The sequence below is a fragment of the Kribbella sp. VKM Ac-2566 genome (assembly GCF_004366005.1).
GTDB lineage: Bacteria > Actinomycetota > Actinomycetes > Propionibacteriales > Kribbellaceae > Kribbella > Kribbella pratensis.
The window spans coordinates 373,903-386,450 of the sequence record NZ_SODT01000011.1 but is presented as its reverse complement, the minus strand read 5'-3'; the positions used below and the strand labels follow the sequence as shown (position 1 = coordinate 386,450).

18 protein-coding genes are annotated in these 12,548 nt (G+C 69.0%); 13 read left to right on the top strand and 5 right to left on the bottom strand.

Going from position 1 to position 12,548, the window contains the following annotated elements:
• Positions 1-5: 5 nt before the first annotated feature.
• The 5 genes from EV647_RS24605 (at position 6) to EV647_RS24585 (ending at position 3,785) form a co-directional block, all read left to right on the top strand.
• On the top strand, positions 6-548 hold the full coding sequence (locus EV647_RS24605; protein ID WP_134006717.1) for a DinB family protein: 543 nt from the start codon (positions 6-8) through the stop codon (positions 546-548).
• 96 nt (positions 549-644) lie between these two features.
• Positions 645-1,838, top strand: coding sequence for a glycoside hydrolase family 64 protein (locus tag EV647_RS24600; protein ID WP_134006715.1), 1,194 nt, complete (start codon positions 645-647; stop codon positions 1,836-1,838).
• Positions 1,839-1,877: 39 nt separating this feature from the next.
• Positions 1,878-2,216 carry a helix-turn-helix transcriptional regulator gene (locus tag EV647_RS24595; RefSeq protein WP_202876305.1) on the top strand — a complete coding sequence of 113 codons (339 nt, stop codon included), beginning with the start codon at positions 1,878-1,880 and terminating at the stop codon, positions 2,214-2,216.
• Positions 2,213-2,662 carry an SRPBCC domain-containing protein gene (locus EV647_RS24590; RefSeq protein WP_134006711.1) on the top strand — a complete coding sequence of 150 codons (450 nt, stop codon included), beginning with the start codon at positions 2,213-2,215 and terminating at the stop codon, positions 2,660-2,662. The genes EV647_RS24595 and EV647_RS24590 overlap by 4 nt, the downstream gene beginning before the upstream one ends.
• A gap of 7 nt (positions 2,663-2,669) precedes the next feature.
• Positions 2,670-3,785 (top strand): SRPBCC family protein, encoded by a 1,116-nt coding sequence (locus EV647_RS24585; protein ID WP_134006709.1) that lies wholly within the window; start codon positions 2,670-2,672, stop codon positions 3,783-3,785.
• Positions 3,786-3,854: 69 nt separating this feature from the next.
• Here EV647_RS24585 and EV647_RS24580 read toward each other — a convergent pair whose 3' ends face one another.
• Positions 3,855-4,463 carry an NAD(P)-dependent oxidoreductase gene (locus tag EV647_RS24580; RefSeq protein WP_134006707.1) on the bottom strand — a complete coding sequence of 203 codons (609 nt, stop codon included), beginning with the start codon at positions 4,461-4,463 and terminating at the stop codon, positions 3,855-3,857.
• Between the two features lie 77 nt (positions 4,464-4,540).
• Between EV647_RS24580 and EV647_RS24575 the strand changes: the two genes are divergently transcribed.
• The 3 genes from EV647_RS24575 (at position 4,541) to EV647_RS24565 (ending at position 6,307) form a co-directional block, all read left to right on the top strand.
• Positions 4,541-4,903: a helix-turn-helix domain-containing protein gene (locus tag EV647_RS24575; RefSeq protein ID WP_134006705.1), complete on the top strand. Its 363-nt coding sequence runs from the start codon at positions 4,541-4,543 to the stop codon at positions 4,901-4,903.
• An 81-nt stretch (positions 4,904-4,984) separates the two neighbouring features.
• Entirely contained in the window at positions 4,985-5,503 is a 519-nt protein-coding gene (locus EV647_RS24570; protein ID WP_134006703.1) for a SigE family RNA polymerase sigma factor, read from the top strand.
• 3 nt (positions 5,504-5,506) lie between these two features.
• Positions 5,507-6,307 carry a hypothetical protein gene (locus tag EV647_RS24565; protein WP_134006701.1) on the top strand — a complete coding sequence of 267 codons (801 nt, stop codon included), beginning with the start codon at positions 5,507-5,509 and terminating at the stop codon, positions 6,305-6,307.
• Here EV647_RS24565 and EV647_RS24560 read toward each other — a convergent pair.
• Both EV647_RS24560 and EV647_RS24555 read right to left on the bottom strand, forming a co-directional pair.
• Positions 6,300-7,340, bottom strand: a complete 1,041-nt coding sequence (locus EV647_RS24560) for a 4-hydroxy-3-methylbut-2-enyl diphosphate reductase (protein ID WP_134007598.1) — start codon at positions 7,338-7,340, stop codon at positions 6,300-6,302. The genes EV647_RS24565 and EV647_RS24560 overlap by 8 nt on opposite strands.
• A gap of 120 nt (positions 7,341-7,460) precedes the next feature.
• Positions 7,461-7,967: an HAD domain-containing protein gene (locus EV647_RS24555; RefSeq protein WP_134006699.1), complete on the bottom strand. Its 507-nt coding sequence runs from the start codon at positions 7,965-7,967 to the stop codon at positions 7,461-7,463.
• A 45-nt stretch (positions 7,968-8,012) separates the two neighbouring features.
• Here EV647_RS24555 and xseA point away from each other — a divergent pair, with 45 nt between their 5' ends.
• The 3 genes from xseA to EV647_RS24540 all read left to right on the top strand — a co-directional run bounded on the left by xseA (position 8,013) and on the right by EV647_RS24540 (position 10,053).
• The gene (gene xseA, locus EV647_RS24550; protein WP_134006697.1) at positions 8,013-9,227 is read left to right on the top strand and encodes an exodeoxyribonuclease VII large subunit; all 1,215 of its coding nucleotides are present in this window, start codon (positions 8,013-8,015) and stop codon (positions 9,225-9,227) included.
• A 17-nt stretch (positions 9,228-9,244) separates the two neighbouring features.
• Positions 9,245-9,439 (top strand): exodeoxyribonuclease VII small subunit, encoded by a 195-nt coding sequence (locus EV647_RS24545; protein ID WP_133783368.1) that lies wholly within the window; start codon positions 9,245-9,247, stop codon positions 9,437-9,439.
• Positions 9,440-9,531: 92 nt separating this feature from the next.
• Positions 9,532-10,053, top strand: a complete 522-nt coding sequence (locus tag EV647_RS24540; RefSeq protein WP_166680024.1) for a GNAT family N-acetyltransferase — start codon at positions 9,532-9,534, stop codon at positions 10,051-10,053.
• Positions 10,054-10,146: 93 nt separating this feature from the next.
• Here the strand turns inward: EV647_RS24540 and EV647_RS24535 are convergent, their stop codons facing one another.
• Positions 10,147-10,722, bottom strand: coding sequence for a TetR/AcrR family transcriptional regulator (locus tag EV647_RS24535; protein ID WP_238177375.1), 576 nt, complete (start codon positions 10,720-10,722; stop codon positions 10,147-10,149).
• Positions 10,723-10,815: 93 nt separating this feature from the next.
• Between EV647_RS24535 and EV647_RS24530 the strand changes: the two genes are divergently transcribed.
• The gene (locus EV647_RS24530) at positions 10,816-11,409 is read left to right on the top strand and encodes a flavodoxin family protein (protein WP_133783117.1); all 594 of its coding nucleotides are present in this window, start codon (positions 10,816-10,818) and stop codon (positions 11,407-11,409) included.
• Entirely contained in the window at positions 11,409-11,729 is a 321-nt protein-coding gene (locus EV647_RS24525) for a multidrug efflux SMR transporter (RefSeq protein ID WP_134006692.1), read from the top strand. The genes EV647_RS24530 and EV647_RS24525 overlap by 1 nt, the downstream gene beginning before the upstream one ends.
• Before the next feature lie 31 nt (positions 11,730-11,760).
• Here EV647_RS24525 and EV647_RS24520 read toward each other — a convergent pair whose 3' ends face one another.
• On the bottom strand, positions 11,761-12,414 hold the full coding sequence (locus EV647_RS24520; RefSeq protein WP_134006690.1) for an NTP transferase domain-containing protein: 654 nt from the start codon (positions 12,412-12,414) through the stop codon (positions 11,761-11,763).
• Positions 12,415-12,548 lie beyond the last annotated feature (134 nt).

Sequence of the window (12,548 nt, the reverse complement as noted above, 5' to 3'; positions counted from 1 at the left end):
TTGCCATGGACAACGCACAGCTCACCGAGCCGCCGATCGCCGGGACCGAGGCCGACACGTTGCTGGGGGCGCTCGAGCGCAACCGGCGTACGTTCGCCTGGAAGTGCGGCGGCCTGGACGCGGCCGGCCTGAACAAGCAGCACCCGCCGTCGACCGTGACGCTCGGCGGGCTGCTGAAGCACCTGGCGCTGGTCGAGGACGAATACTTCACCCGTCGCCTGCTCGGCAAGGAACTCGGCGCTCCGTGGGACTCCGTCGACTGGGACGCGGACCCCGACTGGGAGTGGCACAGCGCGCCGGACGATTCCCCTGAGGAGTTGACGGCCCTGTGGGAGGCCGCGGTCGGCCGCTCCCGCGCGGCGGTCGCCGAGGTTCTGACCGCGGGCGGCGTGGATCAACTGGCCGACTGGAAAGGCCGCGGCGGCGCCTCCCCGAGCCTGCGCTACATCCTCGTGGACCTCATCGAGGAGTACGCCCGCCATACCGGCCACGCCGACCTGATCAGGGAATCCATCGACGGCCTCACCGGCGAAGGCGCACCACAGTAGCTGTCGGAAAGCCGACAGTAGTGAGGTGTTGACAGTCGGTGTCCTTCTCACGCAACGATGAGAGCGCTCTCTCGGGGGGCGACGTGAGGAGGAAGAATGCGCTTCAGAACCAGAGTCCTGGGTGCCGTCGCGGCTGCGGTGGCTGTGGCCGGCGTACTGTCGGCGACCCCGGACCGACCGGCCGACGCGGCCGTACCGGCGACGATTCCGCTGACAATCACCAACAACTCGGGTCGTGGCGACCCGGTCTACATCTACAACCTGGGCACGAACCTGGCGACGGGGCAGCAGGGCTGGGCCGACGCCTCGGGCACGTTCCACGCCTGGCCGGCCGGCGGCAACCCGCCGACCCCGGCGCCGGACGCCTCGATCGCCGGACCCGCCAACGGGCAGTCCGTCACGATCCAGATGCCGAAGTTCTCCGGCCGCGTGTACTTCTCCTACGGCCAGAAGCTCGTCTTCAAACTCACCACGGGCGGCCTCGTGCAACCCGCCGTACAGAACCCGAGCGACCCCAACCGGAACATCCTGTTCCACTGGTCGGAGTACACGCTCAACGACGGCGGCCTGTGGATCAACAGCACGCAGGTCGACATGGTTTCGGCGCCGTACGCCGTGAGCGTGAAGGCCGCAGACGGGTCCACGAAGACCACCGGTCACCTCAAGTCCGGCGGCTACAACGCCGTCTACAACGGCCTCCGCAACGCCCCCGGCGCTTGGGACGGCCTGATCCAGACGGCGCCCGACGGCTCGGTGCTCCGCGCGCTCTCCCCGCTGTTCGGCGTGGAGACCGGGGCGATTCCGGCGAGCGCGATGGACGACTACATCAACCGTGTCTGGTCGAAGTACAGCTCGGAGACCCTGACGGTCACGCCGTTCGGCGACCAGCCCGGCACCAAGTACTTCGGTCGCGTGTCCGGCGGCGTCATGAACTTCACCAACAGCTCCGGCGCTGTCGTCACGTCGTTCCAGAAGCCCGACTCGGCCAGCGTGTTCGGCTGCTTCAAGTTGCTCGACGCACCGAACGACCAGCTCCGCGGCCCGATCTCCCGGACCCTGTGCGCCGGCTACAACCGCTCCACCCTGCTGACGAACCCCAACCAGCCGGACCCGAACGACGCGAACTTCTACCAGGACGCGGTCACCAACCAGTACTCGAAGATCATCCACTCCCAGATGGCCGACGGCCACGCGTACGGGTTCGCCTTCGACGACGTCGGCAACCACGAGGCCCTCGTCCACGACGGGAACCCGCAGGCGGCCGGATTGATCCTCGATCCGTTCGACTGAGGCTTGACTCCCGGCTCCGTTAGTGGCAACTTACCGTTCGTGGGGACTTACGGATCACTCGAAGCTGCCGGACCGGTGCTGGACGCGCTCGGCGACCCGACGCGCCGGGTGATCCTCGAGACGCTGCGCACCGGCGGGCCGTGCTCGGTCGGCGTACTGGCCGAGCGCGTGCCCGTCAGCCGTCCCGCGATCTCGCAGCACCTGAAGGTGCTCGGCGCGGTCGGGCTGGTGCAGCACGAGTCGCGCGGGACCCGGAACATCTACCGGGTCCATCAGGCGGGTCTCGGCGAGCTGCGCAGCTGGCTCGACCAGTTCTGGGGCGACACGTTGCAGGCGTACGCCGACCACGTACGGCGGACCGAGGAGGAGCGGAAATGACTGTGGAACAAGACATCTCGCCGTTGGTGAAGACCGTCGTGGTACCGGTCGGGGTCGACCGGGCGTTCGAGGCGTTCACCGCCGAGACGTCGGCGTGGTGGCCGCTGTTCAGCCACTCGGTCGGCGCGGCGGCGGCGAACGAGGTACGACTGGAGGGCGCCGTCGGCGGACGCATCGTCGAGTACGGCGCCGACGGCGAGATCGCCACCTGGGGCACCCTGTCGGACTGGGATCCGCCGAAGTCGCTGAGCTTCAGCTGGCACCCCGGGCAGGATCCGTCGGAAGCCGGACAGGTCACGGTGACGTTCAACGCCACCGACGGCGGCACACAGGTTCAGCTCGTGCACTCCGGCTGGGAGCGCCGCGACGACGGCGCCCGAGCCCGCCTCAGCTACGACACAGGTTGGGACTACGTGCTGGGCAAGTACGTCGAACACACCCGATAGTTGAGGGATGGCGAACCCTCCCGTTGACGCGCGCGCCCTGGAAGCCTCGCTGCGGCCGCATGGTGAATCGGTCATGTTGCCGCGGGCGGCGTACGTCGATCCGGAGGTGCTCGCCTGGGAGCGCCGGCACTTCTTCGCCGGCACCTGGACGTGCCTCGGCCGCGTCGACGAGCTGTCCGACGGTACGACGTACCGCGAGGTGACCGTCGGCGACATCGCGACCGTCGTCACGTTCGGCGACGTACCGCGGGCGTTCGCGAACACGTGCCGCCATCGCGGTCACGAGCTGCTCCGCCGGGACGAGACGAGTGACCGCCGGGCCGTGGTCTGCCCGTACCACGGGTGGTCGTACGGGCTCGACGGGTCGGTGAAGGCGGCGCCGCGGATGGGCGAGTCCTTCGACACGTCGCCGTACGGGCTCGTCGAACTGCCGGTCGCGGTGTGGCACGGTTGGCTGTTCGTGAATGCGACCGGTACGGCGGCGGCGTTCGAGGACCATCTCGGCGGGATCACCGACCTCGTCGCGCCGTACGCGCCGGAAACCCTTGTTCTGAAGGCGCGACACGCGTACGACGTGGCGGCGAACTGGAAGACGATCGTGGAGAACTACCACGAGTGCTACCACTGCCCGCTGATCCATCCCGAGCTGTGCAAGGTGTCGCCGCCGACCTCGGGCGACAACTGGAACCTGCCCGGCGCGTGGGTCGGCGGACTGATGGACCTGCGACCGGACGCCGAGACGATGTCGCTCGACGGCCGGTCACTCGGGGTCCCGATTGCCGGCGTAGACCCGCGCCAGGTCAGCTACCTCGGCCTGTTCCCGAACCTGCTGATCTCACTGCACCCCGACTATGTGATGACCCATCGCCTCGAACCGCGCACCCCGGGCCTGACCGCGATCGAGTGCTCCTGGTACTTCCGGCCCGAAGTGACGGACCCGTCGTACGCCGTGGAGTTCTGGGACATCACGAACCGCGAGGACTGGGCCGCCTGTGAGTCGGTCCAACGCGGCGCCGAGTCCCCGCACTTCCGCCCCGGCCCGCTCGCACCCGCCGAGGACGCCGTCTACCAATGGGTCACGATGCTCGCCCGCGGCTACCTCGGCAAATCCCTCAGCACCTGAAGCGGGAACACCCTCCGGTGACTGGGCATAGGCAATAGCCAGTTCCCAGTCCCCAACGCCTATCCCCAGTCAGTAGCCGAGCGTGAAGCGGCGGCGGTTGTGGGCGGGGGTTTCGGCCTCGTCGATCAGGGCTACCGCGTAGTCCTCGGCGGAGATGTGGTCGCCGACGGGCTCGTCCTGGCCCAGGCGGAAGACGCCGGTGCGCTCGCCGGGGGCGATCACGAAGGCCGGGGACAGCATGGTCCAGTTCACGTCGCTCGCGCGCAGGTTCTCGAGCGCCTGCGAGACGGTCAACGACTCGCCCTTGTACTCGGCCGGGAAGTCCGAGCCGTCCACCACCCGGTTGCCGTTGACAACCAGGCTGCCGGCGCCACCAACCACGAGCAGCCGGGTCGCCGTCCCCCGCACCGCGGCGATCAGGTTGTCGACCGCGTCCAGGTACTCCTGGTGGTCGCCGCCGGTCCGGCTCGGCCCGATCGCCGCAACCAGCACGTCCGAGTCCACCGCCAGCTCCTTGACCACCGCGGCGTCGTTCGCACTCCCCTGCACCGCGCGGACGCCGTCCGGCAGTTCGCCGCCGGAGCGGGTCACGCCGGCCACCTCGTGCCCACGGCCGACCGCCTCGGCCGCCACCCGGCTGCCGACCATCCCACTCGCGCCGAACACCGCGATCTTCATCTCTGCTCCTTGTCTCTTGACCTGACCTCGACGGTATCCATTGGTAACTGGCTACTTCAACGTGCTATAAGTACCTTGTGGTAACCAAAGGCAACGCGTTCGACCCGAACTGCCCGACCCGCACGATCCTGGACCGGATCGGCGACAAGTGGACGGTGCTCGTCGTCCTGAGCCTGCGCAGCGGCCCGCTCCGCTTCACCGAGCTCCGCGACGGCATCGGCCGGGTCGCACCCAAGGTCCTCACCCAGACCCTGCGCCGGATGGAGCGCGACGGCCTGATCACCCGCGAGGTCTACCCGGAGATCCCGCCACGGGTCGTCTACACCCTGACCCCGATGGGCGCGTCCCTGATCGAGCCGATCAGCGTGATCACCGACTGGGCGGAGACCCACGTGCCCGCGATCACCAAGGCCCAAGCGGCGTACGACGAACTCGCCTGAGATCATCCAGCTCACTGCTCAACCTTTCCTTCGGGTCACGCCATCTCAAGGCTGACCGAGTTGAGTGAGATGGGAGTTGGAATGGATCCAGGACGCGACCACGAATTCGCTGAGTTCGTGGACGGGCGATTCACCGCACTGCAGAAGTTCGGCTACCTGCTGACCGGTGAATGGCACCTGGCCGAGGACCTGGTGCAAACCGCACTGACGAAGGTGTGGTTCCACCGGAACTCGTTGCGCAGCAGCAGCGCGCTGGAGAGCTACACCCGGACTGTGATGGTGAACACCAGCACGCAGTGGTGGCGCCGGAAGTGGCGCGGGGAAACGCCGACCGAACAGTTGCCGGAGCCGCAGGCACGCGAGCAGTACGGCTCGGTCGACGACCGTGACCTGTTGCTGCGGGCACTCGCCGGACTCCCCCGCAGGACGCGCGCGACGCTGGTCCTGCGGTACTTCGAGGACCTTCCGGAGGCCGAGATCGCCCAGATCATGGGCTGCTCGGTCGGCACCGTGAAGTCGAACGTCTCCCGCGGACTGGCCAAGCTCCGCGAACACCACCTGGTCGCCGCCGTTTCCGCTCCGGCCCAGAAGGAGGGCTGACCAATGACCGACGATCTCAAGCAGCAGTTCGAGCGACTGGTCGCCGACCCGCCGCCGCCCACCGCGATGCCGAGCGAGTCCGTGTTCGCCCGGGTCCGGACCGCCCGGCGCCGTCGTACGGCCGGCGCACTGACCCTGGCCGCGGCCGCGGTGGTCGCCGTCGCTGTTGCCGCTGGCAACCTCGCGGACGTCAACAGCAGTCCGCCGATCACGAACACCCCGAGCGCACCCGTGACGATCGTCACCGGCCCGCCGACCAGTACGCCGTCAGCGACGCCACCGGCCTCGACCGGCGCGACCAGCACCACGACGGGCACGACAACCGGGACGACCACCGGGACAACCACGGGGACAACCACCGGGACGCCGAGAAGCACTGAGCGGCCGACCGGTACGACGACAACGGGAGGCACCAAGAACACGCCTCCGCCGGTTCGGCCGATTGCGGTCGACGTCGTACTCAAGCCGACCGTCACCGGCCGCACGGTCTCGGTGAAGGTGACGCTCTCGGGCACCGTCATCGTTCCCACGGAGAATGGACGGAACCTGCCCGCCGACACCTCGTTCCTCAACCTCTCCGGCGGAACGAACTACTACTGGGGCGACGGCGCGCAGGGCGGTTCGGACGGCGGTTCGCCTGGGTGTGGAGGCACGACGCGGAAGACCGGTCATGAGACGTACTCGATCGAGACGCATACCTACGCGCAGCCGGGCACGTACACGCTGCGCTATGAAGTGCGGTACTGCAATGCCAAGAACAGCGCGTTCACGACCACCAAGACCGTGAAGGTGACGGTCAAATAGTCCAGGCGTGGTCGGAGGTGCCGGTGGTGGGGAGGCCGGCTGCCTTCAGGTCGGTGCGGAGGTCGCGCGGGAGGGCGAACGTCAGGCTCTCCTCCGCGGTGGTGACCTCCTGTACGTCGCCGTACCCGCGCTCGGCGAGCCAGCGCAGGACGTCGCGGACCAGCACCTCCGGCACGCTCGCGCCACTGCTGACACCGACCGAGTCGACGCCCTCCAGCCAGGCCTCGTCGATCTCCTCGGCGTAGTCGACCAGGTAGCCGGCCTTCGCGCCGTGCTCGATCGCGACCTCGACCAGGCGCACCGAGTTCGACGAGTTCCGGGAGCCGACAACGAGCATCAGGTCGGCTTCCGGGGCGAGCTTCTTGACCGCGGCCTGGCGGTTCTGGGTGGCGTAGCAGATGTCGTCGCTCGGCGGGTCTTGCAGGTGCGGGAACCGCTCGCGCAACCGCCGTACCGTCTCCATCGTCTCGTCGACCGACAGCGTGGTCTGGGACAGCCAGACGACCTTCTCCGGGTCACGGACGGTGACACTCGGTACGTCGTCCGGACCGTCGACGAGCGTGACGTGCTCCGGGGCCTCGCCGGAGGTGCCGATGACCTCCTCGTGGCCCTCGTGGCCGATCAGCAGGATGTCGTAGTCGGTCGCGGCGAACCGCTTCGCCTCGTGGTGCACCTTGGTGACCAGCGGGCAGGTCGCGTCGATGGTCTTCAGCTGCCGCGCGGCCGCCTCCTCGTGCACCACCGGGGCGACGCCGTGCGCGGAGAAGATGACCGTCTCGCCCTCGGGTACCTCGTCGGTCTCGTCGACGAAGATCGCACCACGCTTCTGCAGCGTCTGTACGACGTACTTGTTGTGCACGATCTCTTTGCGCACGTACACCGGCGGCCCGTACAGGTCGAGCGCCTTCTCCACCGCCACCACGGCCCGGTCGACACCCGCGCAGTACCCACGGGGCGCCGCAAGCAGCACCCGCTTCGTCTTCGTCGCGGTCGTCGCACCGGTGTCGTCAGGCTGAGAGGTCACGGTCCCCATGGTACGGGCCGCCGTGCACACGCCCGGATCCAGCGCCGTGAGCCACGTCACGACGAACGTACATCGGGGAGCCGTCCGCCCTGTCCGGACGGCTCCTCCGTGGGAGGTGTTACCAGCACGTCAAGAATCACCTGGAAACGCCTTGTGCGCAAAGGATTTTCCGGACGCCCACGCCCGCAGCGTCCCGAAGTCCGCAGCGGTCAGACCGACCCGCGCGTCGACCGGATGAATCAGCTGATGCGCACCGGGGAACCGGGTCCGCTCGGTCTCCCCCACCTCGTCGTCCACCCAGGCGAACGGACGATCACCGACCCAGTCCGCGACGTACGGCGCTTTCCAGGAACCACGGCGTACCGGCGTGCGATCGGGCCAGAGAATTGTCGGCAGCTCAGGCAGCCCGAGGAGGGGCCCGAGCAGGCGATTGGCGCCGTGCTCCCAGCTACTGGCCCACACCAGCTCGAAACTGTCCGCGAGCGCGTTGAGCTCCACCCCGTGCAGCGGATTGAGCAGAACCCGCCAGGTCCTCGCACCCTCAACGATCTCGTGCCGCTCGTACCCCGGCGGCACCCCCACGGCCCGGTGCGGGTTGAGCGGACCGTCGAAATCCAGCAGCAGGAGCGGGCGCATTACTCAACGTTAGGGAATGTCGGTGTGGGGTCGTAGGGTCTGGGGGTGGCTTTGGAGACCTCGCCGGAAGCGCCTGCGGCCGTGCGGACAATCGCGAACGGGATCGCGAGCTGGATCAACCAGCTCGGTGCCGTGTGGGTCGAGGGGCAACTGACGGACGTCTCGATCGGGCGCGGTACGACGACGGTCTTCGGGACCCTGCGCGACACCGACGCGGACATCTCGTTGCGATTCACCTGCAACCGGCGGGTGTTCGAGGCGGTCGAGGTCCGCGACGGCTCGCGGGTGCTGGTGCACGCCAAGCCGAACTTCTTCGCCCGCCGCGGCACGCTCGCCCTGGCCGTCAACGAGATCCGCCACGTCGGGATCGGCGAGCTGCTGGCCCGGATCGAGCGGCTGAAGCAGCTGCTCGCGGCCGAGGGCCTCTTCGAGCCCTACCGGAAGAAGAAGCTGCCGTTCCTCCCGCACACGATCGGGCTGATCTGCGGACGCGACTCCGCGGCCGAGCGCGACGTACTGGAGAACGCGAAGCGGCGCTGGCCGGCGGTCGCGTTCCGGATCGAGTACGCGTCGGTGCAGGGCCCGTCGGCGGCCGGTGAGGTGATGACCGCGCTGCGGAAGCTGGACGCCGACGACGCGGTCGAGGTGATCGTGATCGCGCGCGGCGGCGGGTCGCTGGAGGATCTGCTGCCGTTCTCCGACGAGGGTCTGATCCGGGCGGTGTCCAAGACGGGTACGCCGGTGGTGAGCGCGATCGGGCACGAGCCGGACTCGCCGCTGCTCGACCTGGTCGCGGACCTCCGGGCGTCGACACCGACCGACGCGGCGAAGCGGATCGTGCCGGACGTCCGCGAGGAGCTGGACGGCGTACGGCAGTTGCGCGAGCGCGGCCTGCGGGCGATCCGGTCCTGGCTGGATCGCGAGGCGCACGCACTGGCGGCGATCCGTTCGCGGCCGGCACTGGCGGCGCCGGTGTCGGATCTGCAGCGGCGGTCCGACGAGATCACGGCGCTGGTCGAGCGCAGCCGGCGTACGCTCACGCATCGGCTCGACCGGGCGAGCGACGACATCGCGCACCGGTTGGCGAGCGTGCGGGCGTTGTCCCCGAAGGCGACGCTCGAGCGCGGGTACTCCGTACTCCAGTTGGCCGACGGCACCGCCGTACGGGAAGTGGCGCAGGTGGCGCCGGGTGACCTGCTGCAGGCGCGGGTCAGTGACGGCCGCTTCGCGGTCGAAGTCAAGTCCGAGGAGGACAAGTGAGCGGCGACCGACCCGAGATGACCTACGAGCAGGCCCGCGAGGAGCTCGTCGACGTGGTCCGCAAACTCGAGGCCGGCGGCACCAGCCTCGAGGAATCCCTCGCCCTGTGGGAACGCGGCGAAGAACTCGCCGGCACCTGCCAACGCTGGCTGGACGGCGCCCGCGAACGCCTCGCCAAGGCCCAAGCCGCCCACGAGGAAAAGCCCAACTGACCACCGCGGAACCGATGCCCGGACCGCCCGGACCGCCTGCCCAGCCCGGACCGCCTATCCAGCCCGGACCGCTCGTCCCGCCCGGCAGCCTCGTGACTCGACCGGCGCGGCCGGAGGATCTGCTCGGGGCCGCCGAAGCCCGCGTGGCCAGCTGGCGAGCCGCGTTCACCGGCCTGGTCCCGCAGGACTTCCTGGACTCCATGGACCCGGCCTCGATCGCCTCCTCCTGGGCGGACAGCATCGCTGCCGGACGGTCCCGCCTGTACGTCGCAATCGCGGATGAGCACGTGATCGGGTACGCCGGGGTGGGCCCGGAGCGTGACGCCGAAGCACCACCGAACACAGGCGAGCTGTACGCGCTCTTCGTCCACCCCGACCACTGGGGAACCGGCGCCGGCCGCGCCCTGACCGACGCCGCCTGCACCGACCTCCGCGACGCCGGCTGCACCACAGTCCGCCTTTGGGTGCTCGAGGCAAACATCCGCGCGCGCCGCTTCTACACGCGCTACGGCTTCACGGAAACGCCCGACCGCACCCACTCCTCGCTCGGCAACCTCCCCGAGATCAGGCTGACCGCACCCCTGGCAGGTGTGCGTAAGAACAGGAGGTACTAGAGCCGGCCCTAGTGCACCTGAGCGTGGCGGGGTTGGCGCGTACGGCGTCTCACCGGTGCACTACCTGTCCTTCTGCACATCCACCACGGTCAATCACGCGGACAACAGGCTTGTTGCTACCGCTCGGAGGCCGGTTTTCATGCGGTTGAGGTCGTACCCCTGTTCGCGGAGGGCGTTGTGCAGGTCGGCTGCTAGCGGTGCTAGTAACACGTGGGCCGTGTAGTCCGCGTCCAGTTCGGGGCGCGCGGCTTCGATCAGGTGGGACAGGTGGCGGTGCCAGAGGTGGTACGAGCCGATGCGGTAGCGCGCGCCGTCCGAGGCGTTCTCGCTGTCCATGAACAGGGCGACGTGCCGATCGAGTAGGTCGAGGTACGCGTCGAGGAACGCCAGCACCCGTACGTCGGGCGGCGCACCCGGCCCGAGCGGCAGAGGCCCGCTGATGATCTTCGCCTGGAGCTCCTGCTCGCGCTCGTCGAGCAGCGCGACCGCCAGTCCGGCCCGATCGCCGAACCGCCGGAACACGGTCCCCTTCCCGACGCCCGCCTCCGCGGCGATCGCATCCAGCGAGACGTTCTTCACGCCGCGCTCGGTGAACAGCCGGTCGGCAGCCTCCAGCACCCGGAGCCGATTGCGTCGCGCATCCGCCCGCTCCGGCCGCGGCTCCCCCACGACCGGAAGACTCCGTTGTAAAGCGGACCGTGGTCCGGTACTGTCGTTCATAAGACGGACTGTAGTCCGCTAAAGACTCTGGAGGAAGAAGACATGAGCAACGCTCGGATCGCGATCGCCTACCACTCGGGCTACGGGCACACCGCGAAGCAGGCCGAGGCGGTGGCCGCGGGCGCCGCGTCGGTACCGGAGACGACGACCGATCTGGTGCCGCTGGACGAGCTGACCGAGGACGTGTGGGAGCGGCTGACGGCCGCCGACGCGATCATCTTCGGCGCACCGACGTACATGGGGAGCCCGAGTTGGGTGTTCAAGAAGTTCGCTGAGGAGAGCGTGCGGATCTGGGCGGCCGACCTCGGCTGGCGCGACAAGATCGCGGCCGGGTTCACCAACTCGAAAGCGATGTCCGGCGACAAGCTGAACAGCCTGGTCGACCTGGCCGTGTTCGCCGCGCAGCACGGGATGATCTGGGTCGGCCTGGACATCTACCCGGGCTGGGCGGACAGTACGGCGAGCATCGAGGACCTCAACCGGCTCGGCAGCTGGCTCGGCGCGATGGCGCAGTCCGACGCGGACCTGTCCGCGGAGAAGGCGCCGCCGGCCACCGACCTGCGGACCGCGGCCGCGCTCGGCGCGCGGGTCGCGACCGTCACGCACCGGCACCTGAGAGGAGCACTGGCGGCCTGATGGCATGGCTCATCCTGCTCGCCGCGGCGGCGTTCGAGATCGCGTTCGCGCTCAGCCTGAAACCGAGCGAGGGCTTCAGCCGGCTGTGGCCGACGCTCGGCGTACTGGTGTTCGGCGTGATCTCGGTCGCCCTGCTCGCGAAGACACTCGATCGCCTCCCGGTCGGTACGGCGTACGCGATCTGGACCGGCATCGGCTCGGTGGGCGTGGTCATCCTCGGCATCGTCCTGTTCCACGAGCCGATCACCCCGATCCGCCTCGCCTGTATCGCCCTGATCGTCATCGGCGTCATCGGCCTCCGCCTGGCCGGCGCCGAGTAGGCGAACTGGTGGCGGTCGCGCGGGGGTGAGGTCAGGTGGAGGTGCGGCGTCGGCCGCGGGCGTGGGGGCCGGTGGGGAGGTGGGTGCCCAGGGGGAGATCGTGGGTCGAGGCGGGGTCGCCGGCCAGGAGTTGGTGGTAGGCGGACCAGGTGGTGGCGCGCGGCGGGATGTTGCCGATGGCATCCACTCGGGTGACGGGGTGGGTGCCTTCGCGGATCGGGTCCCAGAGGTCGGCGTCGCTGCGGAGGCCGCGGAGTTCGCCGAAGAGCTCGCGGCCGAACCAGCACGGGTAGCTCTCGCCGTCGTCGTACCGGCTGACACCGATCGGGGTGGAGGCCTCGGCGACGAGCGACCAGACGCTCGCCGACGTGATCCCGGGCTGATCACCGAGCAGTACGACGATCCCGTCGGCCCGCCGGTCGACCGCGTCCAGGGCCGGCACGATCGACGAACTACCGGTGTCGGAGTGCGGCGACTCGACCACCCGCACCCCGTCGAGATCGATCCGGTCGTGGACCTGCTCCGACGCGCTGCCGAGCGTCACGACCAACTGGTCGAACGAGCATTCCCGCGCGCTCTGCAGCGCGGCGCCGAGCAATGTGCCGCCGCGATAGGCCAGCAATTGCCAAGGAGATCCGAGATGCGGCGAACTGTCCGCGCCCAGCAACAGCCCCGTGATGAACATCTGCGGGTCAACTCCCTGCCCGGGACGGCGTGACCATTCGACGACCCTTCTGCTGGTCCCCGAGCGTACGCAAGCCGAGCCTCGATCGAACCCCTTGCCGTGGGCAGGTGTCAACGACCGTCCGGAAAGTGGTC